General features: G+C 67.9%; 16 protein-coding genes and 1 riboswitch. Of the genes, 9 read left to right on the forward strand and 7 right to left on the reverse strand.

The genetic code is table 11. The features are described from left to right. Nucleotides 1–6: 6 nt before the first annotated feature. Nucleotides 7–1,746 (reverse strand): acyl-CoA dehydrogenase family protein, encoded by a 1,740-nt coding sequence (locus IPG97_12405; protein MBK6857314.1) that lies wholly within the window; start codon nt 1,744–1,746, stop codon nt 7–9. A 136-nt stretch (nt 1,747–1,882) separates the two neighbouring features. Between IPG97_12405 and IPG97_12410 the strand changes: the two genes are divergently transcribed. From IPG97_12410 to IPG97_12425, 4 genes are all read left to right on the forward strand, one after another. Further along, nucleotides 1,883–4,459: an SEC-C domain-containing protein gene (locus IPG97_12410; GenBank protein MBK6857315.1), complete on the forward strand. Its 2,577-nt coding sequence runs from the start codon at nt 1,883–1,885 to the stop codon at nt 4,457–4,459. A 470-nt stretch (nt 4,460–4,929) separates the two neighbouring features. Next, nucleotides 4,930–6,201 carry a DUF222 domain-containing protein gene (locus IPG97_12415; protein MBK6857316.1) on the forward strand — a complete coding sequence of 424 codons (1,272 nt, stop codon included), beginning with the start codon at nt 4,930–4,932 and terminating at the stop codon, nt 6,199–6,201. 312 nt (nt 6,202–6,513) lie between these two features. Further along, the gene (locus IPG97_12420) at nt 6,514–6,885 is read left to right on the forward strand and encodes a penicillin acylase family protein (GenBank protein MBK6857317.1); all 372 of its coding nucleotides are present in this window, start codon (nt 6,514–6,516) and stop codon (nt 6,883–6,885) included. Then, on the forward strand, nt 6,882–8,834 hold the full coding sequence (locus tag IPG97_12425) for a penicillin acylase family protein (protein MBK6857318.1): 1,953 nt from the start codon (nt 6,882–6,884) through the stop codon (nt 8,832–8,834). The genes IPG97_12420 and IPG97_12425 overlap by 4 nt, the downstream gene beginning before the upstream one ends. Nucleotides 8,835–8,910: 76 nt before the next feature. On the opposite strand, the gene IPG97_12430 is transcribed toward IPG97_12425, so the two are convergent. After that, nucleotides 8,911–9,342 (reverse strand): pyridoxamine 5'-phosphate oxidase family protein, encoded by a 432-nt coding sequence (locus tag IPG97_12430; protein MBK6857319.1) that lies wholly within the window; start codon nt 9,340–9,342, stop codon nt 8,911–8,913. A 184-nt stretch (nt 9,343–9,526) separates the two neighbouring features. On the opposite strand from IPG97_12430, the gene IPG97_12435 reads away from it, so the two are divergent. The 3 genes from IPG97_12435 to IPG97_12445 all read left to right on the forward strand — a co-directional run bounded on the left by IPG97_12435 (nt 9,527) and on the right by IPG97_12445 (nt 16,005). Next, the gene (locus IPG97_12435) at nt 9,527–9,973 is read left to right on the forward strand and encodes a CBS domain-containing protein (GenBank protein ID MBK6857320.1); all 447 of its coding nucleotides are present in this window, start codon (nt 9,527–9,529) and stop codon (nt 9,971–9,973) included. Between the two features lie 28 nt (nt 9,974–10,001). Then, nucleotides 10,002–13,013 carry an AAA family ATPase gene (locus tag IPG97_12440; GenBank protein ID MBK6857321.1) on the forward strand — a complete coding sequence of 1,004 codons (3,012 nt, stop codon included), beginning with the start codon at nt 10,002–10,004 and terminating at the stop codon, nt 13,011–13,013. Between the two features lie 79 nt (nt 13,014–13,092). After that, nucleotides 13,093–16,005: a leucine--tRNA ligase gene (locus IPG97_12445; protein MBK6857322.1), complete on the forward strand. Its 2,913-nt coding sequence runs from the start codon at nt 13,093–13,095 to the stop codon at nt 16,003–16,005. A gap of 1 nt (nt 16,006) precedes the next feature. On the opposite strand, the gene IPG97_12450 is transcribed toward IPG97_12445, so the two are convergent. From IPG97_12450 to IPG97_12460, 3 genes are all read right to left on the reverse strand, one after another. After that, nucleotides 16,007–16,834: a cobalamin-dependent protein gene (locus IPG97_12450; protein ID MBK6857323.1), complete on the reverse strand. Its 828-nt coding sequence runs from the start codon at nt 16,832–16,834 to the stop codon at nt 16,007–16,009. Between the two features lie 26 nt (nt 16,835–16,860). Further along, a riboswitch (cobalamin riboswitch) is annotated at nt 16,861–16,990 on the reverse strand. 171 nt (nt 16,991–17,161) lie between these two features. Then, complete coding sequence (locus IPG97_12455) at nt 17,162–18,199, reverse strand: terpene cyclase/mutase family protein (GenBank protein ID MBK6857324.1); 1,038 nt, start codon at nt 18,197–18,199, stop codon at nt 17,162–17,164. A 72-nt stretch (nt 18,200–18,271) separates the two neighbouring features. Further along, complete coding sequence (locus IPG97_12460; protein MBK6857325.1) at nt 18,272–19,297, reverse strand: hypothetical protein; 1,026 nt, start codon at nt 19,295–19,297, stop codon at nt 18,272–18,274. 313 nt (nt 19,298–19,610) lie between these two features. On the opposite strand from IPG97_12460, the gene IPG97_12465 reads away from it, so the two are divergent. After that, complete coding sequence (locus IPG97_12465; GenBank protein MBK6857326.1) at nt 19,611–20,711, forward strand: S-(hydroxymethyl)mycothiol dehydrogenase; 1,101 nt, start codon at nt 19,611–19,613, stop codon at nt 20,709–20,711. Further along, nucleotides 20,708–21,346 carry an MBL fold metallo-hydrolase gene (locus IPG97_12470; GenBank protein ID MBK6857327.1) on the forward strand — a complete coding sequence of 213 codons (639 nt, stop codon included), beginning with the start codon at nt 20,708–20,710 and terminating at the stop codon, nt 21,344–21,346. Before IPG97_12465 ends, IPG97_12470 begins: the two co-directional genes overlap by 4 nt. A gap of 12 nt (nt 21,347–21,358) precedes the next feature. Here IPG97_12470 and IPG97_12475 read toward each other — a convergent pair whose 3' ends face one another. Beyond that, nucleotides 21,359–23,473 (reverse strand): DUF5054 domain-containing protein, encoded by a 2,115-nt coding sequence (locus IPG97_12475; protein ID MBK6857328.1) that lies wholly within the window; start codon nt 23,471–23,473, stop codon nt 21,359–21,361. Continuing rightward, the gene (locus IPG97_12480; GenBank protein ID MBK6857329.1) at nt 23,404–23,733 is read right to left on the reverse strand and encodes a hypothetical protein; all 330 of its coding nucleotides are present in this window, start codon (nt 23,731–23,733) and stop codon (nt 23,404–23,406) included. The genes IPG97_12475 and IPG97_12480 overlap by 70 nt, the downstream gene beginning before the upstream one ends. Nucleotides 23,734–23,859: the final 126 nt, after the last annotated feature.

Below are 23,859 nucleotides of genomic sequence, written 5' to 3' on the forward strand. Positions count from 1 at the left end.
CGAGGCTCAGATCGCCGCGGCCCTTGCGGCTTCGGCCTGGTCTACATCGGCGTAGGCCAGGATCTCGCGGCCCGCGGTGTAGGCGATCCGGTCGTTCCACACCGCGTCGGGGGTGAGCCGTCGCCGGGTGTAGCGCAACGCCACGAGTGCCTTTCGGGGGTCGGTGGCACCCGCCTCGGCCAGCAGTGCCGCCGAGGTGACCTGCACCAACAGATCGGTCAGGCGACCGGCCCCGGCCTGGGTCCACTCGGCGTCAACGGCATCGATCCGCTCGGCCCGATCGGCCAGCTTCTGGCGGGCGATGCCGATGGCATCCACCGCAGGCGCCAGGTAGCCAGGACCGTGGGATGCGTTCTCCAGGGCGGTGTCGATGCGAGACAGAACCGCCTCGTGGGCGTTGTCTCGGCGGATGGCCCGCACCACATCGAGGGCGCAGATGTTCTCGCTGCCCTCCCAGATCGGGTGGCAGACGGCGTCTCGCAGCAGCCGGGTCAGTCCCCAGTCTTCGCAGTAGCCGTTGCCGCCGAAGAGCTCGACGGCATAGGTCGACGCCTCGACCCCGAGCCGGCACAGACGGACCTTGGCCGCGGGGACCACCACCCGACGGAATCGGGTGCCGTCGGGGAAGCCGCCGGCTGCCGCTGTCTCGAAGCCGAGGGCGAAGGCGGCTTCCAGCTCACACAGCAGGTCGACCATCTGTTCACGCACCAGCGGCAGGTCGACCAGCACGCGCCCTTTGGCCTCTCGGTGGTGGGCCCACACCGCCGCCTCCAGGAACGAGCGCCGGGCGATGCCCAGACCCATCATGGCCACGCCGAAACGCGAGCCGTTGACCATCTCCATCATGCGGTTGAGTCCCCCCAGATCCGAGGAGTCGCTGCCTCCGTCGCTCCGCTTGGGCCGCAGGGCGTAGCCGAGGGCGTCGTTGAGCTCGACCTCACCGGTGGGGACGCTGCGGGTGCCCAGCTTGAGCTTGAGCCGCCGTTTGGTGAACCGGTTGGGCGTGCCGTCCTCCAGGTGGCTGGGAACCAGGTACAGGCCGATGCCCGCCGACCCCTCCGAACCCCCTTCGGGACGAGCCAGCAATACGATGGCCTCGCCGTCGATGTTGGAGCAGAACCACTTCTCGCCGCTGATGAGGACCCGGCCGTCGCCGATGTCTCGGGCCACGCAGTGAACGGTGCGGCCCAGGTCCGAGCCGCCATCTCGTTCTGTGAGGAACATCGAACCGTCGGCACCGTGGTCGAAGTTGTCGCTGCGAAGGCGGGCCAGCATGTCGTCGCGCATGTCTTCGGGGGCGTAGGCATCGACCAGACCGGCCACGCCGCTGGTCATACCCAGGGAGCACACCATTCCGGTGTCGGCCTGGGACAGCAGGTAATTGGCCCCGGCGTGGAGCACCCCAGGGGCGCTCTGGCCGTGGGCGGCTTCATCGGCGGCGAAACCAGACACGTACCCGGCGGCCCACAGCTTCCGCTTGGAGTCGATGGTGGCACCGGGGTGGTTGACCTGGCCGACCTCGTCAGCCCAGCGGCCGTAGCGGACCAGTTGGGGCGGGTTGGCGTCGATGACGTCGGCGTTGCGGGCGATGTCGCCACCGCACAAGTCACCGAAGTGGCGCAGCTTGGCGTCGACCCACGGGTAGCTGACCGACGGGCAGTCGGCCTTGACCCGGTCGACGAGCATGGGATCGAGGTCGTACCAGTTGTGGCCGACGGCTCCGTCGAGGGCTTGGTAGTCGATCACGGCACATCCTCCAGTGCAGCGGCGGTGTTGCCGGCCGAGTCTGGCACCGTTGGTCGGTACGGTGTCTGGCTTCGTCCCCCTAGCTCCGGAGCGAACCTTGCAGTTCCGCCTTCTACCCGTGCTTATCCACGACGTCATGGACGGGCGTGCCACCATCGATCGCCGCGAGGTGATCGACGGGGTGTTGCGATTCATGGGCGACGACACCGCGGCCTCGGTGGCTCACATGCTCGACAATGTGGTGGACCAGGTGGTGCAGGACGTCCCCACCTTCGAGCGGGTCGGGGATCTGTTCGTGGATCTGGAGGTGGTGGCCGAGCAGGCCGGGCCATTCGCGCACCGTCTGTCGGCCGAGGATATCGACCGCGATGAGTTGGATCTGGATCCCGACCTTTCGTTGCTCGCCGCCTTGGCCGGCGATGCCGGGGGTCTGCACCGTGGTGAGGACGGCTGGCCGCTGGACTTGCGGGTGGTGCGCAGCCCTGGAGCCGGGCGCGGCGGAAACCTCCGCCTGCGGCGATACCTGAGGGGGCCGGCTGGTTGGCTGGGGCACTTCGCTCCCGGTGACCTGGTGTCCGCCAGCGTGTACGAAGGCCTGCTTCACCTGACCCACGTCGAGGGCAGCGCTGATGTAACCGACCGTGCCGATGGAGCCAATGCCGATGTCGGGCTGCTGGCCGGGGTGGTCGAAGGGCTGGATGCCGCGGTGGCCGCCGCCCAGCATGGTGACGAGGTACCCGTCGATGCCGTCGAGCTGATGGCGAGCGGACTCGTCACCGGTTGGTTGAAGGGCCTGGTAGACGCCGACGTAGGGGCCGGTGTGGAAGCGGGTGTGGAAGCTGGTGGCGAAGCCGGTGTGGATGGCGGTGGCGGGCTCGTGGGTCTCGACACCATGCCATTCGGTGAGGTCCTCGAGGCCGCCGGCTACGAGGTCGACGGGCCGACGGTGGCCAAGGCCGATCTGTGGGAGCCCTACGCCAAGCTCGCTGCCGTCATCCGCCGGACATGGGCCCACCAACACCACGACCGTCAGGAGATGGCTGCACTGGTGGGACTTCTGGAGGCTTTCGCCAACTGGTCGGCGGACCGGTCGATGACACCGGCATCGGCCCTCATCGCCGAGATCCACCGCCATGAAGGGGTGGCGTTCTGCGTCGAGGAGGAGTTGCTCGACGATGCCCACGGTCGGATGGGTGATCTGCGGACCTTCCTCGACAGTTTCGAGGTGCCACGAGGCCGGCGGGCCGCAATCCTCTTGACGTTGAAGGCAGTGGCCGCCGAGGCCGACGGTGACCTCGACGTCGCCCGTGAGCTCACCGACGAAGCATTGGCCGCCGACCCCACCTGGCCACCGGCTATCGAGACTCGGTTCCGGGAGGTGTCGGCCCGCGGCAACCTGGCCGAGGCTGTGCGTCTGCTCCAGGTCGTGCGCAGCCACGAGGACAGGGAGTTGGGCCAGCTACGTGCCATCCAGAAGGCGTTGTCTCCCGACACGCCCCGCAACGCCCCGTGCCCGTGTGGTTCGGGCCGCAAGTTCAAGCAGTGCCATCTGGGCAAGATGGAGCTGAGCCCCCTTGATCGGGCCTGGTGGATATCTCTCCGAGCCCACGACCATCAGGACCGATGTGGTCCCCTCGACCGAGACCTGTTGGTGGGCGGTGGTGAGCGGTCGCCGCTCGAGGAGGCCCCTCACCTGGTGGAAGACGCCTGGTTCCACGATCACGGTGGCATGGCTGCTTGGCTGAGCGCGTACGGCTCGGTGTTGGATCCGGCCGACAGTTCCCTGGCCGAATCGTGGCTGGAGGGCCAGCGACCCGGCGTGTACCGGGTGGATGCCACCGCCGGGAACGAGCTGACCGTCACCGACATGGGCCGTGGCGACTCGCTGGTGGTGTCACGCCGAGGTGAGACCCACAACTACCTGGAGCCCGGCGATGTGGCGTGGATGCGCCCGGTGCCGTGCGGTGATCTTTGGTGGACCGGAACGGTCACCCGATTGCTGTCCGACGTGGAGATCGAGGCGCTGCTGGCGTTGGGCGTCGAGTCGGGCGATCCGGCGGTGGCGCTGGCTCGCTACCAGATAGTGGCTGGAATCCACGTCGTTCCCGAGTTGAGCGACCTGGGTCGGCCGGTGGTGTTCTGCGCCCAGAGCTGGTCCTTTCCCGATGACGACGAGGACGCGGTCCGAGCCGTGTTGGACGAGGTGGCCGAGGCCGATGCCGTCGTACCCATCAGTTGGACGTGGTCCGGACCCGACCGCGACAGGGGTTGGCTCCACTTGATCCGGCCCAGCGACCACTTCGACGACGACGAGGCCGGCCTCGATGACGAGGCTGACGATGGCGAGGCCGACTTCGACAACGACGCGAACGATGGTGACGTAGTCGAAGTGGATCTCATCGACACCGGAGTCGCCGACGAGGTGGATCTGGTCGAGGACCCCGGCCCCGACCTCGCCGATGCCTTGCGCCATCTGAGTGTCTTGGCCGTCACCCGGACCATGGCCGAACGGGATGCGGTGGCCGCCATGATCGCCGAGCGCTTCCCCACCGCCATCGCCAACTACTCAACCGCGTCGCCGCGCCGCCGCCGCATCGCCATCGAAGCCGACGAGAAGATCCTCCGCGAAGCCACCTACGGCCCAGACGAGGACTGGCTGGACGACGATGACTACGACGATGACTACGACGACGTCGACGAATCCGACGGGTAGGTCCACCGACAGGACCACGAACCGTTTGACCGGCACTCCTAGGAAACGCGCTGCCAGGCGAGCTGACCCATAGGCACACCGATCGGCCTCCCTGGTCCGACACGGTCACTCAGCGACAGCACTCGGCCACTGTTCGTAATTCTCATTATTTTTTGAGATCGATCAAGTGTTTGCATTGCTTTTTGTCACATGGCCTGGGGATCATGGTGGACATGGAGCACGACGATCACGAGGCGCCCCACCAGGAACCGTCGATCGGTGAGAGCACCGGCTCGATCCGAGGCGTCTGGGAGTTCGGAGCTAGCTGTCCCCCTGGAGCACCCGACCCCACAACGGAACCAGACCCCCAGCCCAGACACAGCTCTAAGTCCCCACGGAGCACGGGCCAGATATTGGGGCCGGGCTCACCCGGCGCAGGGCAGACTCCGCAACCCGGCCAAGTCCACGATCGCACCTCCTTTGGACGAGGCATGTGGGACAACGCAGAACGGTCCTCGGGCCCTCTGTGCGGACTGGCCGCCGAACTGGCCGAGGCGATCGAGGCGATAGAAGGCCCTGAAGGCGTAGACGACGAAACCCTGACCAACACGGTTGTCGGGTTGATGCGGTTGCCCTCGATGCTGGACTCGGTGACGGCCGGATTTGTGGCCCGCTGGGACGCTCGGGTTCTGTGGGCCAATGACGGGTCCAAGGCGCCCGGCGCCCGCCTGGGCCGAGACGTCGGCTGCCGCAAGCAGACCGCCAGTCGAGCCGTGCACACAGCCCGGGCAACTCGGGCCATGTCCCACGTGTCGGGGGCGTGGCGAAACGGCGAGATCTCCACCGACCACGTAGAACGACTCACCCGCGCCGCCACCCCCGAACGTGCCGCCGACTTCGCTGCCGTAGAGAAGGAACTGGTGACCGTGGCCATCAACGCAGACTGGGCCACCTTCGAGCGGACCGTCGCCATGTTCGAGACCGCGTCAGACGATGCTCACAGCGACCCCTCCAACCCCGATGACCTGGCCAGGCGAGACAAGAGACAACGGGCCCATCGCAACGCTCGCGCCACACAGGTCGGGGATCGGTGGGAGCTCCTGGGCAGCCTCGACAAGGTCTCGGGCCAGATCGTGGCCGACACCTGGGAACGCATCAACCACGAGCTGTGGGAGGCCGACCTGGCCTCCGCCCGCGCCACGCTGGGGCCCAATGCCGACCCCGCGGAGATCACCCGCGCCGCCCAGCAGTTGCGCACCTCGGCCCAACGAAACGCCGACGCCCTGGTCGAGATGGCCACCCGAGCCGCCGCCACTCCCGTCGATGCCCAGCGACCACGACCCCTCATCACCGTGGTCGTATCCGCCGGTGAGCTGTTGGGTCCCATCCGGGAGACCTTCAACGGGCTGGTCCTAAACCGGCTCGAGGTCGCACAGCTCCTATTCCGAGCTGACTTCGAGCGGATCGTCTTCTCACCGACAGACCAGCCCGTCAACATCACCAGCCCCCAAAGGTTCTTCACCGGCGGCTGGAGACGAGCTGTCGAGGTCAGGGACCGCCACTGTCAACATCCGACCTGTGACGAACCCGCCGAGTACTGCCACGTGGACCACATCACTGGACACTGCGACGGCGGCACCACCAGCGTCGAGAACGGCCGCCTCCTGTGCCCCAGCCACAACCACCAACGCCCCGGCAGACGCCCTCCCCCCACCAGGCGCCGGCCACCCACCGAAGACGACGATCCCGATCCACCCGCCTGACCGGACAGTCCACGTGACCGCATCAGTCCACGTAACCGGATCAGTCCACGTGACCGCATCAGTCCACGTGACCGGTCAGACCACCTGGCCGGATCAGTCCACGTGACCGGTCAGACCATCTGGCCGGATCAGACCACCTGGCCCGATCGGTCCGCATGAACCCTGATCGGCAAGGGTTGGGCACTCGGCGGGTCGGCCAGCCGAAGGTCACTCGTAGGCCAGGCGAAGGTCAGGCGAAGATACTCGTAGACCACGGGAATGCCACGTGAGGGCAGCGGGAAGGCGAACTGGCCTCGGCACTAGCTTTCCCCCATGTTCGATGCCGACATCCGCTGGACCACCCACGGCGTGGCCCACATCCGGGCCGCGGACTGGGCCAGCCTTGGCTTCGGCCAGGGCTGGGCCTGTGCCCGCGACCACCTCCCCACCATCGCCGACCAGATCGTGAAGGTCCGGGGCGAACGGGCCCTACACCTGGGTCCGGGGGTGGAGGACCAGCACCTGGCCAGCGACTTCGGCTATCGGGTGCTGGGGTTGGCCGAGCGGGCCCCAGCCCTGCGCGAGGCGCAACCCCTCTACATCCGTGACCTGGTTCGCGGCTACACCGCTGGCTACAACGCCTGGCTCGCCGAAGCCACCGATCAAGACCTGCTGCCCCGGTGGTGTGCGGGGCGTCGTGGGTGAACCCCATAGACGAGCTCGATCTCTACGCCTACCTCGGTGACGTTGGTCTGCTGGGTAGCGGCCGAAACTTGGTACAGATCCTGGGTCGGGCCGTAGCGCCCGGTCCCGACGGTCCCCATCCTCCGTCTCCCATTTCGGCGCTGGGCAGCGCCGAACCAGGCGCTGCCAGCAACGGATGGGCGTTCGGAGGCGAGGCCACCGCGTCGGGCCATGGGCTGGTCATGGCCAACCCCCACTTCCCATGGGGTGGCGAAGGCCGATTCTGGGAGTGCCACCTGACGATCCCCGGGGAGCTCGACGTTTACGGCGTGTCGTTGTTGGGCGCGCCCGGCGTCCAGATGGGGTTCAACGAGAACGTCGGCTGGTGCCACACCTTCTCGGCTGGCAACCGCTTCACCCTCTCGCGCCTGGACCTGGTATCGGGGTCACCCACCTCCTACCGCTACGGCGACGACACCAGGGAGATGACACCGACCAACTACACGGTGTCGGCCACCGTTGACGGTGAGGTCCTAGAGGTGGAGCGCACCCTGTGGTCGAGCCACATCGGCCCGATGGTGAACCTGCCCCTTATCGGTTGGGGCCTAGAGATCGGCTTCACCTACCGGGACGCCAACATCGACAACACCTCGATGCTCGAGCAGTTCTTGTCCATGTGCCGGGCCAGCGACATGGATGACTTCCAATCGTCCTACGCCCGGGTCCAGGGCATGCCGTGGGTCAACACGTTGGCCGCAGATCGGACCGGACGAGCCTGGTACATCGATGCATCTGCCACCCCGAACCTGTCGCTGAGCGCCCAGGCCCGGTTCCGGGTGCGCATCACCGAAGACCCGATCGCTTCGTTGCTCTACGACAACCGGGTTCCGCTGCTCGACGGCAGCGACCCCGACGACGACTGGCTCGACGACCCCAGCGCCAACCGGACCGGCGTGATCGGCCACCCCCACCTGCCTCAGATCGAACGCCGGGACTTCGTGGTGAACGCCAACGATTCACACTGGCTGACCAACCCCGCCCAGCCGTTGGAGGGCTACTCGGTGTTCCACGGTTTCGAGCGCACGGCCCGGACGTTGCGCACCCGCCAGAACACCCGCGTGGTGCAACGCCTAGCCGAATCCGGTGATCTGACGGTGACCTCGGTGCTCGACGCCTTGTTGGACAACGAGAGCCTGAGCGCGGAACTGTTGCGCGCAGAGGTGGTCGCACGGTGCCGCTCGGTGGCGACCTTCCCGACCGAAGGTGGCGAAGTCGACCTGACGGCGGCCGCCGAGGTGCTAGAGGCATGGGACGGGCGTTTCGACCTGGACTCGGTGGGGGCGACGTTGTGGCGGGAGTTCATGGCCGGGTTCACCGTGGCCGACATCCGCAACGGTGGTGCCCTGTTCGCTCATCCGTGGGACCAGTCCGATCCGATCGCCACCCCCAACGGCCTGGCCCCCGAGGTGGCGGGCTTCGACCCCGTCGCCTTGGCGGTGGCCGCAGCGGTGACCCACCTGGACCATGCCGGGGTGGCCATCGACGCCCAGTTGGGCGATGTTCAGTGGGCACAGCGAGGAACCGAGCGAGTGCCGGTGCACGGGGGCGGCGAGGCCGACGGCGTCACCAACATCTTGGCCCCGGTCGGGTCGTTGAGCACGGCAAGCTTGGAACCGGGCCACCCTCCCCTGGCCCCCATCGGAGACCGGACGGCGCGCACCGGTTTGGCTCACGGCGGCTATCGCTGCACCTATGGCACCAGCTTTCTGATGGCGGTTGAACTCACCGACGACGGACCTCGCGGGATGGGGCTCCTGGCCTACGGCCAGAGCGGCGACCCGCGGTCAGACCATCACGCCGATGGCACCAGGGCCTACGCCGCCAAGGCTGTCCGACCGCTGCTGTTCCGTGACCGTGACATCGATGCCGATCCCAACCTGGTCACCCGCCACCTCACCGGATCGTCCTGACCGTCGGTCTCCTCGACGAGTCACGGCGACGGCGACGGCGACGGCGATCGAGGCGACAAAAGACAGGCGAATTGGTTCAGCTCGGCTCGGCAAACAACGACGTCGGGTGGATCCGTCGTCCTGACACCGTCGCCGGCTCGATCCCGAGGACGTGACCCTTCTCGCCCTCGGCCCACGGCTTGGGCAGTAGGCCCGCGGCCTCCCACCGGGCAACCTCGTTCGGAAGTGCTTCGAAGAGCTGACCCCGAACCACGACGCTCCAACCGCTGCGACCGGCTCGGTCGTAGTCGTCCACCTCGAAACAGACCGAACGGTGGACGGCATCGACCTTGGCGCCGGGAGCGGTAAGGACCACCACCCGGTGCCCGATCATGGCGTAATTGACCGGGAAGATGATCGGAGCCCCGCCTTCCACCACCGCAATACGCCCAAGCACGTGTTGCTCGAGAAGGGCCATGCACTCGCCTTGATCGATGATCTCGAGTCCGCTCCTGCGGTCAACCTGCATGATCGCTCCTCTCGTCAGGCCCATTCGCTGGCTCCGATGATGCCCCGAGATCAGGGGGCCTCGACAGGGCATTCGGTCATCTCTCTGTCACCGGTCCACCCCAGAGGCACAAGCGTGTCCACGTCGGCGGGTGCAGGGCCGAGGATGTGAAGCACCCACACCGCCATGGCGATACGGTGCCCACATGCCCTCCGAACTGATGAAGGTCGCCTCGGTACCGCCCGTCACCTGCCCCGAGTCGGCACCGCTGAGCCAAGCGGCCCGCACGATGTCCGAGCACGGGATCGGCTGCGTGGTCGTGATCGATGACGAGCGAACCGTCACGGGCATCCTCACCGACCGGGACATCGCGGTCCGGGCGGTGGGCCGGGAGATGGCGCCCGACACGAAGGTGTCCGAGGTGATGACGCGCGAGGTCGCGTCGGTTGCCACCCATGCCTCCACCCTCGATGCCGTCCGACAGATGGCCACCCGCCAATGTAGACGCCTGCCCGTGGTCGACGAACAGGGCGCAGTGCTAGGCGTGGTCTCACTAGACGACATCTACAAGGCCGAGGGTGCGGTCATCTCGGAGATGAACGACGTGATCGGCAACCAGTGGACCGACATCCGCCAACGAATGCGCTACTAACCGAATCCGACGGGAACCACCAGCAGCCATGACCGGCACGTCCCGAGACGGGCGCGACGCCACCGTCAGGCAGGTTCTGGAGGTGTTGGCCCGCCTGGCACCGGACCGTCGGCTTCCCCGCTTCGATGTGACCAGGCCTGCGGACCCGCCGATGGCCTGGCTTGGCTTTTCCGGCCGGGCGGAGGACACCTTCACGCCCGAACCCGAGAGCCTGGTCCGACCTCTGACCCCGGCACTGAGGGCACTGCACCGCTATGACGCAGTCAACCCCGAGTCGACCGACCTTCGACTGGGTTGGTTGTGGATCGCCGGCACCGCCGAGATAGATGGTGCCGAGCGACATCTATGCCTGCCACTCGTTTCTCGCCCGTTGACCATCAACGATCCACTCGGCCAAGCCGTCGGCCCTGCGGCTGGGAGCTGGCTTCGTGACGAAAGGCTGTGGCAACGGAAGGTTTCGATCAAGGGTGTGGGACCGTGGGACCTGTGGCCATTGGCTGAAGACGGGGCGGGCCTGGAGAGCTCAATCGAGTGGGGCGGTGGGGTGCTCGCCGATGACATAGCTCCCGAGCTGATGTCCCGCCTGACCAACCTTCGGGCCTGGGTCGACGCCGTGATCGCTGCATCGAGACTGCCGCCGGTAACCGAAATGCTTGGTCCAGGTACCGATCCACGCACCGTGGCGCGGGGCCGTGACGCCGGGCTGGTCGCGGTCACCGGATTCGGAGCCTACGCGGACGTTCCCCTGGATCCGGGCCGACCCCGTGATGCACTGCGGGGTTGGGCGATGACACCAGCGGTTGCAGATACAGCTTTCGCGTCGCTGTACGCGCCTCGTCCCGATCCCCCAGCAGAGACCGATCCGGAGGCTGCCGATAGCGTCGATCGCCTGCCACCCGTGCCCCTCACTACGGCGCAAGCCGAGGTGGTCTACCGGTCCCGCACGGCGGGGGTGACGGTGGTGTCGGGTCCTCCCGGAACTGGGAAGAGCCACACCGCCGCGGCGGTGGCGCTCGACGCGGTGGCCCGGGGAGAGTCGGTGTTGGTGGCCACCCGATCCGTCACCGCGGCCGAGGTGGTGGCCGGTCTTCTCGACGAGATGGGTGGACCGACGCCCGTGTTGTTCGGGGGTGGTCGCCAGGCTGGCGCGTTGGCGGCCAAGCTGGCCGATGGGCTGGGGGCCGTGAATACCCCTATTGGCCGCCACCGGGCCGTTGATGCCGACGGCCGCCAACGTCAGATCAGGGCGGCCGTGGCGGGTGAGCTCGACCTGGTGATCGATGCTCAGCACTGGGCCGAGGAACTGTTGAACCTCACCACCCGATCGTTGGCCGCGCCCCGGCTGTTCGAGACCGATGACGGTTGTGACCCCACCGAGGCCCAGCAGTTGGCCCATGCCATCGACCGACCCCGGCGCCTTCTGGCGGGATGGAGGCGTCGGCGGGCCGAAGCCCGTTTCCGGAGCCTGGTGGGCGCTGATACCGCCACCGCGCTAGCTGAAGTTCTCGAGGCCGTTCGTGTCGCCGCCCTACGCGACCGGGCGGCACGGGCCCGCGTCGGCAACGAGGCACTCGACGAGCAGCGTTGGGCCGCGCTGGTCGAGGCCACAGCCGCCCACCGAAAGGCTTGGGCCGAGGCCTTGGCCGAGGAAGTGACCAGTCGACCTGGCCCCGACGAACGAAGGGAGGTAGCGGCGCTGGCCACCGCTCTGCGAGCGGGGCGGGCGGGGCGTAGGGCTCATCTACTGGGTGTGGACGTGGCCACCCTCACCCGGGCGCTGCCGCTGTGGGTAGGCACGCTGGATCAGATCGAGGGCCTGCTTCCGCCGCGTGCCGGTGAGTTCGATCTGGTGATCTTGGATGAGGCATCCCAGATCGATCAGGTGTCGGGTGCGGCGGCCCTGTTGAGGGCTCGACGCCTGGTCGTGGTCGGAGATCCCCGCCAGCTTCGGTTCGTGTCGTTCCTGTCCGACGAGGCGGTATCAGCCGCCATCGCCGCCACCGATCCCGCGACCGCCACGCCCCTGCCGGCCACCGGGTCCGAGGTGCCCTCCACTACTCCGACGGTCCTCCTGCCCGTGGATCGCCTCGACGTGCGACGGATGAGCGCCTTCGATCTAGCCGCGGGGGTGGCAGCGGTGACCTTTCTGGACGAGCACTTCCGCTCGGTTCCGCACCTAATTGGCTTCTCGGCTGAGCGGTTCTACGGGGATCGGCTCACGATCGCTACCCGCCACCCCGCCAACGAGACTCGACTTGCCATCGTGTTACAGAGGGTCGCGGGGTCCAGAACGGATGGGGTCAACCAGGCCGAGGTCGATGCGGCATTGGTGTCGATCCTTGACCTGGCCCGCTCTCATCCGTCGTGGTCGTTGGGCCTGATCAGCCCATATCGGGCTCAGGTCGACGCCTTGGAGGCGGGCCTGGACCGGCCCGAGTTCGAGAACCTGGTGACGTCGGGTCGACTGAAGGTGGGTACGGTTCACGGGTTCCAGGGGCGCGAATGCGACGCGGTGGTGGCATCGTTCGGAGTCGAGGCGACAGCCAGCCGCAGCCGAGCGTTTCTGGAGGATCCGAACCTGTTCAACGTTCTGGTCACCCGGGCCCGCGAGCACCTGGTTGCTTTGGCCACCGCCGAGGACCCACCCGCTGGTCTCTTCGCGGACTACCTGCGTTGGGCGGTCACCCCTCCCCCCGCCGTCGCGGGCTGCGGCGGCAGTGGGACCGCGTCGGGACAGGCGCAGAAGTGGCGGAACCAGCTAGCAGAGGTGATCATCGATGCCGGGGTGGTGGTACGGATCGATTACCCGGTAGGACGCTGGACGGTGGACCTGGTGGTGGGTGACGGTGTCGACGCCGTGGCTGTTGCCACCTCGGTCCATCCTGATGGCGTCGACGCCCACATCGCCCGTCACCTCGCGCTGGATGCACTTGGGTGGACTCAGATCCATGCCTTCAGGGTTCGCTTCGATGCCGATCCGGTGCCCGTGGCTATGGATCTGATCGGCCGGGTCAGGGGTCGGGACCCAGGCGGGACCTGACCACCGAGACCGTGGCGCGCCTGACCCCGGCCCGCTCCCGTTCGGAGGCCGCGGAGGCGGACGGGTACCGTCATCGACCATGGCCGACCGCTCTCCCACCGACCAGCCCGCTCACCGCTACGACGCATCCATGGCCGCCACCATCGAGGCCCGCTGGCAGGATCGTTGGGAGGCCGAGGGCACCTTCCACACCCCCAACCCGGTGGGAGCGTTGAGCGAGGGCTTCGAGGCTGTGGCCGACCGCCCCAAGCGCTACGTGCTCGACATGTTCCCGTACCCGTCGGGGGTTGGCCTGCACGTGGGCCACCCGTTCGGCTTCATCGGCACCGACGTGTACGCCCGGTATCTGCGCATGACCGGCCACAACGTGATGCACACCATGGGCTACGACGCCTTCGGTCTGCCCGCAGAGCAGTACGCCCTACAGACCAACACCCATCCCCGGGTCACCACCGAGACCAACATCGCCAACATGCGTCGTCAGCTCCGGCGCCTGGGGCTGGCCCACGACCCGCGGCGGTCCATCTCCACCACCGACGAGGACTACTACCGCTGGACCCAGTGGATCTTCCTCCAGCTCTTCAACTCCTGGTACGACACCGCCGCCGACGACGGCGGCCGGGCCCGTCCGGTGAGCGAGCTGGAAGCCGAACTCGATGCCGGCACCCGTCAGCCCGATCCCGGCACCAACCCGAGCGGCCGCTCCTGGAGCGACCTCGATGCGACCGGACGGAGGGCCGTGCTCAACGCCCACCGTCTGGCCTACCTGGCTGAAGTGCCGGTGAACTGGTGCCCGGGTCTGGGAACGGTGCTGTCCAACGAGGAGGTCACCGCCGACGGGCGCAGCGAGCGGGGAAACTTCTTGGTGTTCCGGCGCCCCATGAAGCAGTGGATGCTGCGCATCACCGCCTACGCCGACCGCCTCATCGACGATCTGGAGCTGTTGGACTGGTCCGAGGCCATCAAGACCCAACAACGCAACTGGATAGGCCGCTCCACCGGCGCCCAGGTCACGTTCTCCACCCCGGCTGGTCCGCTGGAGGTGTTCACCACCCGGCCCGACACCTTGTTCGGCGCCACCTACATGGTGGTGGCACCCGAGCACCCCCTTGTCGGAGGGCTCACCGCTTCGGCTTGGCCGGAGGGCACCTCGCCGTCGTGGACCGGCGGTGCCGCCACCCCGGCCGAGGCGGTGGAGGCCTATGTGGCCGTGGCCCGCAACCGTTCGGATCTGGATCGCCAAGCCGACGCCAAGGACAAGACCGGGGTCTTCACCGGCTCGTTCGCCACCAACCCGGTCAACGGCGAACCTGTCCCGGTCTTCGTTGCCGACTACGTGCTCATGGGTTACGGCACCGGGGCGATCATGGCCGTTCCCGCCCACGACCAACGAGACTTCGACTTCGCCCGAGCCTTCGACCTAGACATCGTGGAGGTCGTCTCCCCCACCGACGCGTGGCGAGCCGAGAACGGGGTTGAGGCCGGCGCTCCGGCCGGGACGTGGCCGCTGGCCTTCACCGGTGACGGGGTGGCCACCAACTCGGCCAACTCCGATGTGAGCCTCGACGGCCTGGCGGTGGCCGAGGCCAAGGCCGCCATCACCGCCTGGCTGGAGTCGGCTGGCCTGGGCACGGGAACGGTGCAGTTCAAGTTGCGGGACTGGTTGTTCAGTCGTCAGCGCTACTGGGGGGAGCCGTTTCCGATCGTGTTCGGTGACGATGGTGAGCCTCGGGCCCTGCCCGCCTCGGCGTTGCCGGTGGTACTGCCCCCCATGGAGGACTTCACTCCCCGAACCTCAGATGACGAGGACTCCGAGCCCGAGCCGCCGCTGGGTCGGGTGGATGATTGGACCACTGTCACCGTGGATCTGGGCGACGGTGACGGGCCCCAGGCCTACCGGCGCGAGGTCAACACCATGCCCAACTGGGCCGGGTCGTGCTGGTACGAGCTGCGCTATTGCGATCCTGCCAACTCCGAGTCGTTCGTGGACCCGGTCAACGAGCGCTACTGGATGGGGCCGACCGACGACGACGATTGCGGCGGCACCGACCTGTACGTGGGCGGGGTCGAGCACGCCGTGCTCCACCTGCTCTACGCCCGTTTCTGGCACAAGGTGCTGTTCGACCTGGGCCATGTGTCCTCTCGTGAGCCTTTCCGACGCCTGTTCAACCAGGGCATGATCCAGGCCTACGCCTACTTGGACGACCGCGAGTTCTACGTGGAGGCATCCGAGGTGACCGAACGGGACGGTCGTTGGTTCCTGGGCGACGCGGAGGTGCGGCGGGAACTGGGGAAGATGGGCAAGTCGCTGAAGAACGCGGTGGCTCCCGACGAGATGTGTGAGCGTTACGGAGCCGACACGCTGCGGCTCTATGAGATGTTCAGTGGACCGCTGGATGTCAGCCGCCCCTGGGACACGACGGCGGTGGTGGGCATGTACCGCCTGCTCCAGCGGGTGTGGCGGTTGTTCGTGGACGAAGAGTCCGGGGATCTGCGCGTAGGTAACGGCGATCCCGACGAGGCCACCACTCGGGCCTTGCACCGGGCCATCGACGCTGTGCGCGAGGGTATGGAGACGTTGCGGTTCAACACCTCGATCGCCCGGATCACCGAGCTCACCAACCACCTCACCTCCGCCTTCCCCGATAGTGGCGTGCCCCGGGCCGTGGCCGAGCCTCTGGCCCTGCTGTTGGCCCCCGTAGCCCCGCATGTGGCCGAGGAGCTGTGGGCCCGGCTGGGACATCCCACGTCGCTGGCCTACGAACCCTTCCCGGTGGCAGTTCCGTCGTGGCTGGTCGATGACACAGTCGAGGTTCCGGTTTCGGTCAACGGGAAGGTGCGGTCCCGCATCACGGTTCCCGCTGATGCCGATGCTGCCGCTCTGGAGGCGGCGGCCCGGGCCGATGACAAGGTCGCGGCCCTGTTGGATGGGGCGACGGTCCGCAAGGTGATCGCGGTACCCGCCAAGATGGTCAACTTCGTAGTGGCCTGATCTACGCAGTCACGGGTTGGCGGGTGGGTTTGGGCACGAGGCCCTCGATCAACTCAGCCAGACCGCGGGCGTCGGCAGCCCAGCCATCGGCGCCGCTCAATTCGGCAATCTCCGGGCTGGCCACAGCCTGACCGCCGGCCAGCACGGTGGTCGTCTCCAACCTCGACTTGAGGGTGGTGACCACATCTCGGGCATCGTCGAGATGGGGCGCGTGCGTCACTCCGACGCAGACGGCGGTCAAGCGATCCGCCCGCTCGGCAGCGGCCACGAACACGGCCGCGGGGACATCGGTGCCGAGGTCGAGAACGGTGAAGTTCCTGAGACGCAACACGTCGGCGATGACGGTGAGCCCGAAGCCGTGGCTCTCGCCCGCTGGTGCCCCCACCACCACCGATCCTCGGGTGCGACCCCGACGCCGGAACCGGGCAGTCAGCAGAGCCGACATGCGGGTGCCCGACACCACCGCCAGGCGAGACGAGGCCAGGTCGGAGGGATCGTCGGTGGCATACACGGCCCGGGCCACCAGATCGACCAGCACCGACTCTGGCTCCCACCCCGCCACCAGGGCGGATTCGACGACCAGCCAGGCACCGGGTTCGTCGGCCTCGATGAGTCGGTCTCGGAGGCGGCGTACCAGGTCGGATTCGTCGCCCGTGGCCGAGGGGGTGAGCAGAGCGGCCACGTCGTCTGCGTCCACCACCCACGCGGTACCGACCCGACGGGCCGGCAGGCGCCCCGATCGCACGTAGCGGTAGGCGGTCATGTAGTGGACGTCGAGCAGGTTGGCCACCTGCTTCAGGTTGAGTTCCGACGCAACGCCTGAGTCCATGAGACCTCCATCCTCGTGGCCGTGGACGCGGTGCCCACGGGCCCGGGAGGTGTCTGGCTTCCCCGGCAAGTCGGTCGTCGGGGTCACAGTGGCGGGACCGCTCCGGATTCGAACCGGATTCCCTACACCAGGCGGACCGAACCTAGGGGCGATGGCTCTCCGCCCTCCAATCCATGCCCGCCAAGGAGGCGAGCGAACAGGCGAGCCGACCCACCCGGGCGAATTCGGGCGCCAACGGAAGCGACCCGGTGGCGTAGGGGACACCACCGGGTCGCGATCACGCCGAGCCCGCCAGCTCGGAGATGCAGTCGGCTCTCGCCGCCGCGATCAGCAGGGTCGGGCCGAGATGGCGGTAGCGGGCATCCACTGGCGACGGAGGGCCTGAATGGCCTGCGAGGTGGCGTAGGTGTTGAGACCCCAGCCGTCGTTGGGGCTGGTGATGTGACCATCTATGGCTTGCTGGCTGGCCAACCATGTCGTGGGCGACACATAGGGATCACCGGACTTGGCCGGGGCGAACTTGTTCCGCCAGCACGCGCTGAGCGGGTTGTGGCCAGCGCCGGTGATGGCCATGGTGGCCATGGCCGTGGCATTGGGGTCATCGGTGCCGTAGGCCTGCCACGCTCCGCTGGCGCTCTGCTGGTTGGCCAGGAAGTCGAGGCCGTCGGCCACGTCGGCATCGGTGTCGTCGAGCCCGGCCGCGCCAAGGGCGATGATGGCCTGAGACGTGGTGTCCACGTCGGTTCCGGTACCCGATGGGTCACCCAGGTAGTCCCAACTTCCATCGGCCTTCTGGGCCGCACGGATGTAGGCCAAGGTGGTGGCAGGCACGGATCCGCCCGATGCCTTCTTGGCGATGGCAGACATGAGGGTTGCTCCGAAGGCGCCGTATGACCCGTTGGGCTGAAGGCCCGAATCGATGACCGCGATCAGGTCACGGGCCCCGTCACCTTGAGGGTCGAACGCTGTGGGCGACAGACCGAGGGGCAGGGCCACCAGCGCGGTGATCTTCGCTGCGGAGCCGGCGTTGAGGGTGCCGTCGGCCTGATCGTCGAGGGCGTCGAGTGGGTCGTTGCCGTTGTTCTGGGTGGCCTGAACCGCGCTGAGGGCCAGGGCCTGGTTCCAGGAGCCGTCGGTCTGGGCGTTCTCGGCGATGGCGATGACGGCGTCTGCGGTTTCGAACCCGGGGAAGCCGGCTACCTCGAAGCTTCCGTCGGGCAGTTGCTGCCCGGCCAACCAGGTGGCGGCGGTGGCGGCGACCGCGTGGGACGGGGTATCGCTCCAGCCGGTGATGCGGCAGCCACCGAGACCCGCGGCCAGGACGGTTGCGGCACCAAGGGTTGCGACGGTTCGACGGGTGGACATGGGGGGTTTGCTCCTTGTGGGGTACGGGGTGGCCGAGGGTTCGGCCACTGGGAATGACAGGCCTTGGGCCCGTTAGCGGTGCGTCATCCGGAGGCGGGTGGCCATGGCTAGGGCCGCCCCGCCGGCTGCCACCGCGGCGACGGCCAGCGCCGTCGAGGTCTGAGTGTCCGACCCGGTGCGAGGCAGCGGCCGGCCACCGGTGGAACCACCGCTCACGCCACCAGCGCTCGGAGGTCGGCCGCCAGGTTGGGTCGAGCCGGTACCGACCGTGGTGGTGGACTGCGGATCGGTGGATCCGGGGCCAGTGGTTCCGGGAACGCTGGTTCCGGGAACGCTGGATCCGGGAGCTGAAGTCTCGGGTCCAGGTGTGCTCGTGGTGGTGGACGGCACCGTGGATCCGGTCACGGTGCCCTGGGGAACCGTGGTCGTGGTCGTTGTGGTGGTCGTGGTCGTTGTGGTGGTCGTGGTCGTTGTGGTGGTCGTGGTTGTGGGTGGGGCCGTCACCTCGTCAGCGCCGGGGGCAGTGGATTTGAACCCACCGGCCCAGGACCACCCTTCGATGGCGTCGACGGGGATGGGGCCGGCCGCACCGCCGGTCGGGCTGAAGCCCCACGACCCGCCTCGGGCCTTCTTCCAATACGACCAATAGCCGCCGGTGGTCCAGCAGTACGGGTAGCCCTCGGCGGGTTGGCCGTTGATGGTGCAGGCCATGCCCGGGCCGCCTTCGAAGCCGGTGGTGAAGCCGGCGGCGGTGAGCGCCGCGAAACCGGAGGCCTGCTGGCCGGGGGCGCAGCCCACCACCACCCCACCGGGAAGGCTGGTGAAGTCGACGACCACGGTCACTCCCACGCCGGGGGCGCACGAGCCCCCGGTGATGGCACCATCGGCCTGGCTCAGCGAAGGTGGGATCACGGCCATCGCCCCCACGAGACCGATCGAGACCGCCGCCAGGACCACGGCCAGCACCCGACTGCGCTGGCCACCCCGGGCCGACATGTCGACAGCGGATAGTCGGGTCTGGTTCGGATCGGCGGTCGAGGTGGCTGTTTGGGTGGAAGTTGGGGTGGACGCGGTCGGCGAGGTCCAGAGCTGAGACATTGGGCTTCCTGAGGTGGCGGGCGCCTCATGGTGAACATGCCCGCCGGCCGCTGCCAAGGTCCTTCATTTAGCGCAAACACCATCGAGTGACTTTTGACGCAAACAAGCGGGCGGACGGGCCACGACCGCACCGTCGACGACCTATGGTCGGTCCCCGCTGCGGGTGATCCATCCGCAGTTCGACTACACGTGGGCGAGCCGAAAGGTGAGCCGACTCACCGAGCACGGAACGGCTGAAGCCCTGTACAGCAAGGCAGCCAACCGTGACCGGGGCGAGACGTGACCAATTCACCAGGTACTCGAAGGGGATGAGATGGCACAGCAGGTGAAAGCGGTGGTGGCCCGAGCCAAGGGGGCTCCGGTCGAGGTGGTCACAATCGAGGTGCCCGATCCCGGTCCCGGCGAGGTGGTGGTGAAGGTCCAGGCCTGCGGGGTGTGTCACACCGACCTCCACTACCGAGAGGGTGGGATCAACGATGACTTCCCGTTCCTGCTCGGCCATGAAGCGGCCGGGATCATCGAATCGGTGGGGCCCGACGTCGTAGACCTGGTGCCGGGAGATTTCGTGGTCCTCAACTGGCGGGCGGTGTGCGGGGACTGCCGAGCCTGCAAGCGGGGCCGGCCCCAGTACTGCTTCGCCACCCACAACGCCACCAACAAGATGACCTTGGACGGCGTCGAGCTGTCACCGGCGTTGGGCATCGGTGCCTTCGCCGAGAAGACCTTGGTCGCCGCCGGTCAGGCCACCAAGGTGGACCCATCGGCGCGGCCCGAGGCGGTCGGTCTGTTGGGTTGCGGGGTCATGGCCGGCCTGGGTGCGGCCATGTTCACCGGAGAGGTCGGCTTGGGTGACAGCGTGGCCGTGTTCGGCTGTGGCGGGGTCGGCGACGCCGCCATCGCCGGGGCCCGCCTGATGGGGGCGTCGAAGGTGATCGCCGTCGACCTCGACGCCCGAAAGCTGGACCTGGCCACCGAGTTCGGGGCCACCCACGTCGTCAACGCGTCCGAGGTCGACCCGGTGGAGGCGATCCGGGACCTGACCGACGGCAACGGCGCCGACGTGTGCATCGAAGCCGTCGGCAACCCCAAGGTGTTCGAGCAGGCGTTCTACGCCCGGGACCTGGCCGGAACCGTTGTTCAGGTCGGGGTCCCCAACCCTGAGATGCGTCTCGATCTCCCCATGATCGACTTCTTCGGTCGAGGCGGCCGGCTGAAGCCGAGCTGGTACGGAGATTGCCTGCCGTCTCGGGATTTCCCGATGCTGGTCGACCTCTACCTCCAGGGCCGCCTGGACCTGGACCGCTTCGTGAGCGAGACCATCGGCCTGGACGGCGTGGAGGAGGCGTTCCACCGCATGGAACGGGGCGAGGTCCTCCGGTCTGTGGTGGTCATCGACTGCGAGGCCCGGTCATGACGGCCCGGATCGAACGGGTGGTCACCTCGGGCACGTTCTCCCTTGACGGTCAGGACTTCGAGGTCGACAACAACATCTGGCTGATCGGCGACGACGCCGAGGTGGTGGTGGTCGACGCCGCCCACGACCACCATCCCATCGTGGAAGCCATCGACGGCCGACGGGTGGTGGCCATCGTGTGCACCCACGGCCACAACGACCACATCAACGCCGCGGTGGCCTTGGCCGACGCCACCGGCGGTCCGTTGTGGCTGCACCCCGACGACGCCATGTTGTGGCAGGTGGTCAACCCGGATCGGCCCGCCGATGCCACCCTGGCCGATGGCCAACTGATCGAGGTCGGCGGCACCACGCTCACAGTCCTGCACACACCGGGCCACAGCCCGGGCGGGTGCTGCCTCTACAGCGAGGCCGACGGGGTCCTGTTCTCGGGTGACACTCTGTTCAACGGGGGTCCAGGGGCGACGGGACGGTCGTTCTCGGACCGGCCGACCATCTTGGGAAGCATCGCCGATCGACTGCTCCCCCTTCCCGCCGACACGGTGGTGCACACCGGCCATGGAGACAGCACCACCATCGGCGCCGAGACCCCCGGCGTGCGCGCCGCCCTGTCCGAACTGTCCGACCTGACCTGAGATGTCCCAAGGTCATGACCCAAGATCAGGTCCCGAGGTCACGGCTGCGGACATTGTGACCCGGTAGCGGGCTGGGCCTTCGATCCACATGGGGAAATTGGTACCCCAGCAGTTGTCGGCCAGCAGTATGTGCCAGCCACCGGACATGTCGGGTACGGGCGGGTCGGCATCGAGCAGGTTGGGTCGTCCCGGTGCCACCAGCGGGGCGTCGGGAGTACTCAGGCGCAACTCACCGTCGGGGCCCTGGTAAGTGAGGCCACCCTCGCCAACGGCATGCAGGCTGCGGCCACCGCGCCGGACGACGTCGAGCGGTGAGACCGGCTGGCCCAGCTTGTCCATCGTCCAGTTCTCGGGGTGGTCGACGGGCGGGTTGAACGTCCACCACAGCGCCTCGGGAAGACGGTTGGCGGGCTTGTGGTCCCACCACAGCGAAGCGGTGAGGTTCGGCCCGACCTCCCAGCAGATCCAAGCCTGGGGTGGCGCGCCCAGCTCCTCGGACAGCTCGTCGGTGAAGCGGACCTGGATCCACAACGACGGCATCGGACCGTTCCCCGCTCCGGCCATCGCTCCCGTCATCGCTCCCGTCCGCGGTGTGGCCACGGGCCCAGCCATCGGCGCGGCACTGGTACCGCCCATAGACCCCGAAACGGAGAGGGACACGGCGATGTCGGTGACGGTTGGGGTCCACAGCCCGGATCGGGCCGCGGCTGTCGTCTCGATGCCGGGCTTGGTGTTGTCCCAGCGGGCCCACCACTCGTCGTCGGGGGTGGGAGCGAGCCCGGCGTAGAACCGCTCGTAGTCGGCGGCGTCGAAGGACTGGTAGCGCACCAGCCCCAGGGGATGGTCGGCGTCGGCCAACACTCTCCCCGACCGTTCATCGACCAGACCCACTACGGCACCGGCGCTGTCGACGGTGAACCGCCAGGTACCGACCGAGACCGGTTCTCCGGCCTTGACCCGGCCAGCACCATCACCAACGCCCGCACCCTCTAGATCCAGATCCATATCCAACGGTGACCGGCCGGGTCCGGGCGCGGGCGTGGGCGCTGGACGGATCAACTCATAGAGCGCAGCCGATGACCCCACCTGGGCCGCGTCGCCCGCCGGCTCGTCAACTGCACCAACCCGACCAACCCCACCAACCACCGACGTTGCCTCCACCCTCGGTGAAGCCGGCGACACCAGCCGAGACTCCCGGCCCGGAGCGGTGCCACCCGTAGCCCTTGCCGTCAACGAGGCGAGCTGTTGGGCGGCCCGGGTCACATAGGCGCGCTGTTCGGCCCAGGACCGTTCGAAACGCCTGGCCTCCGGGGTGGAGCGCAGCTTGGCCAGCCCGGGCCGATCCCAGTGGGTGGTGTCGGGGAGGGCTTCCTTCTGGTCGAGACCCCAAGTGTGCTCGGCCACCAACAACAGGGACCGGTCGACACGCTCGAACGGCGCCGGAACCGCTTCGCCGTCGGCTTCCAGCCGTTCCCGTTCCACCAGCCGGGTTCGCAACAGGTGCCGGTAGGCAGCCACCTTGGCCGGGTCCGACCCGGCGCCGAACAGCCACGGGTCTCCGATCTCGGCGGTGACCACGGGCAGGTCGGCGGTGGCGCCCGACGCGAACAGGGCCCGGGCGAAGTCGTCGAGGGTGGACGCCCGGATCTCGGCGTCGGGAAAGGTCGCGGCCAGGTCTCGGTGGGTCGAGATGACCTGCCCCACGCTGGGTGGGCCCAGGTTGTCGCCAGCATGGAGGAAGGTGAGGACCTCGTCACATCCGGGTACGCGCACAGTCCCGCCGTAACCACCGGCCTGGTAGGCCACCACCACCTCGGAGCCATCGGGTGACCGCCACCGGAACACCGGTGGGACATCGGGGACGGGCCAGGCCGGGTTGACGCCGATGTGCAGGAATCGCACGCCTGCTGCGGCCAGCAGGGGGACGAGGCTGCGAGTGTGGCCGGGGACGTCGGTCATCTTGACAGCAATGGTTCGGCGGGACGGGCCCGCCCGGTCGAAGCGCCGGTCGAGTTCGGAGCTGATCCCCAATCCGCTGCGGACCAGTCCGGCGTCCATCAACTCGGTGTGGGTGGTGACGGAAAGAGCATGCCAAGCCAGATCACCCCGTTCGATCCCGGCGGCCACGCGCCGGCGGCTCGCCCTCCGCCCTGCAAGGCCCGATGCAGGATCCACGATCCGGTGGTCCACACCAGCCGTTCGGGCCCACCTCGGTCTCGTAGCACCGCAGCCACATCGAGGGCCTTGGGGAAGAAGGCGGTCAGGTACCGCAGCTCGACGTCGGTGGCCAGGCCGGTGAAGCCGAGGTCGAGGTGGGTCTTGGCCACCACGTGGACCACGGCCGTCGGCTGATCTGCTCCTACCGGCCCTACTCCGGGGATGCTCATCGAGACCGAACCTAGAAGAAGCGGAGGGTGGTATGACGGACGCTTTGGGTGAGGCCACGGAGCGTGGCATCGGTCACCGTCGTTCGGTTCGGTGCGTGAGGGCGCGCCAGCGTTAGTGTCGATCAA

This window comes from Microthrixaceae bacterium, from assembly GCA_016702505.1.
Taxonomy (GTDB): Bacteria; Actinomycetota; Acidimicrobiia; order Acidimicrobiales; family Iamiaceae; genus Aquihabitans.

Excerpts from the sequence above, each read along its gene's own strand:
- IPG97_12410 (MBK6857315.1), top strand. The coding sequence starts at position 1,883 with ATGGACGGGCGTGCCACCATCGATCGCCGCGAGGTGATCGACGGGGTG.
- IPG97_12465 (MBK6857326.1), top strand. The coding sequence starts at position 19,611 with ATGGCACAGCAGGTGAAAGCGGTGGTGGCCCGAGCCAAGGGGGCTCCG.
- IPG97_12470 (MBK6857327.1), top strand. The coding sequence starts at position 20,708 with ATGACGGCCCGGATCGAACGGGTGGTCACCTCGGGCACGTTCTCCCTT.
- IPG97_12420 (MBK6857317.1), top strand. The coding sequence starts at position 6,514 with ATGTTCGATGCCGACATCCGCTGGACCACCCACGGCGTGGCCCACATC.
- IPG97_12415 (MBK6857316.1), top strand. The coding sequence starts at position 4,930 with ATGTGGGACAACGCAGAACGGTCCTCGGGCCCTCTGTGCGGACTGGCC.
- IPG97_12430 (MBK6857319.1), bottom strand. The coding sequence starts at position 9,342 with ATGCAGGTTGACCGCAGGAGCGGACTCGAGATCATCGATCAAGGCGAG.
- IPG97_12440 (MBK6857321.1), top strand. The coding sequence starts at position 10,002 with ATGACCGGCACGTCCCGAGACGGGCGCGACGCCACCGTCAGGCAGGTT.
- IPG97_12445 (MBK6857322.1), top strand. The coding sequence starts at position 13,093 with ATGGCCGACCGCTCTCCCACCGACCAGCCCGCTCACCGCTACGACGCA.
- IPG97_12455 (MBK6857324.1), bottom strand. The coding sequence starts at position 18,199 with ATGTCCACCCGTCGAACCGTCGCAACCCTTGGTGCCGCAACCGTCCTG.
- IPG97_12460 (MBK6857325.1), bottom strand. The coding sequence starts at position 19,297 with ATGTCTCAGCTCTGGACCTCGCCGACCGCGTCCACCCCAACTTCCACC.
- IPG97_12450 (MBK6857323.1), bottom strand. The coding sequence starts at position 16,834 with ATGGACTCAGGCGTTGCGTCGGAACTCAACCTGAAGCAGGTGGCCAAC.
- IPG97_12480 (MBK6857329.1), bottom strand. The coding sequence starts at position 23,733 with ATGAGCATCCCCGGAGTAGGGCCGGTAGGAGCAGATCAGCCGACGGCC.
- IPG97_12435 (MBK6857320.1), top strand. The coding sequence starts at position 9,527 with ATGCCCTCCGAACTGATGAAGGTCGCCTCGGTACCGCCCGTCACCTGC.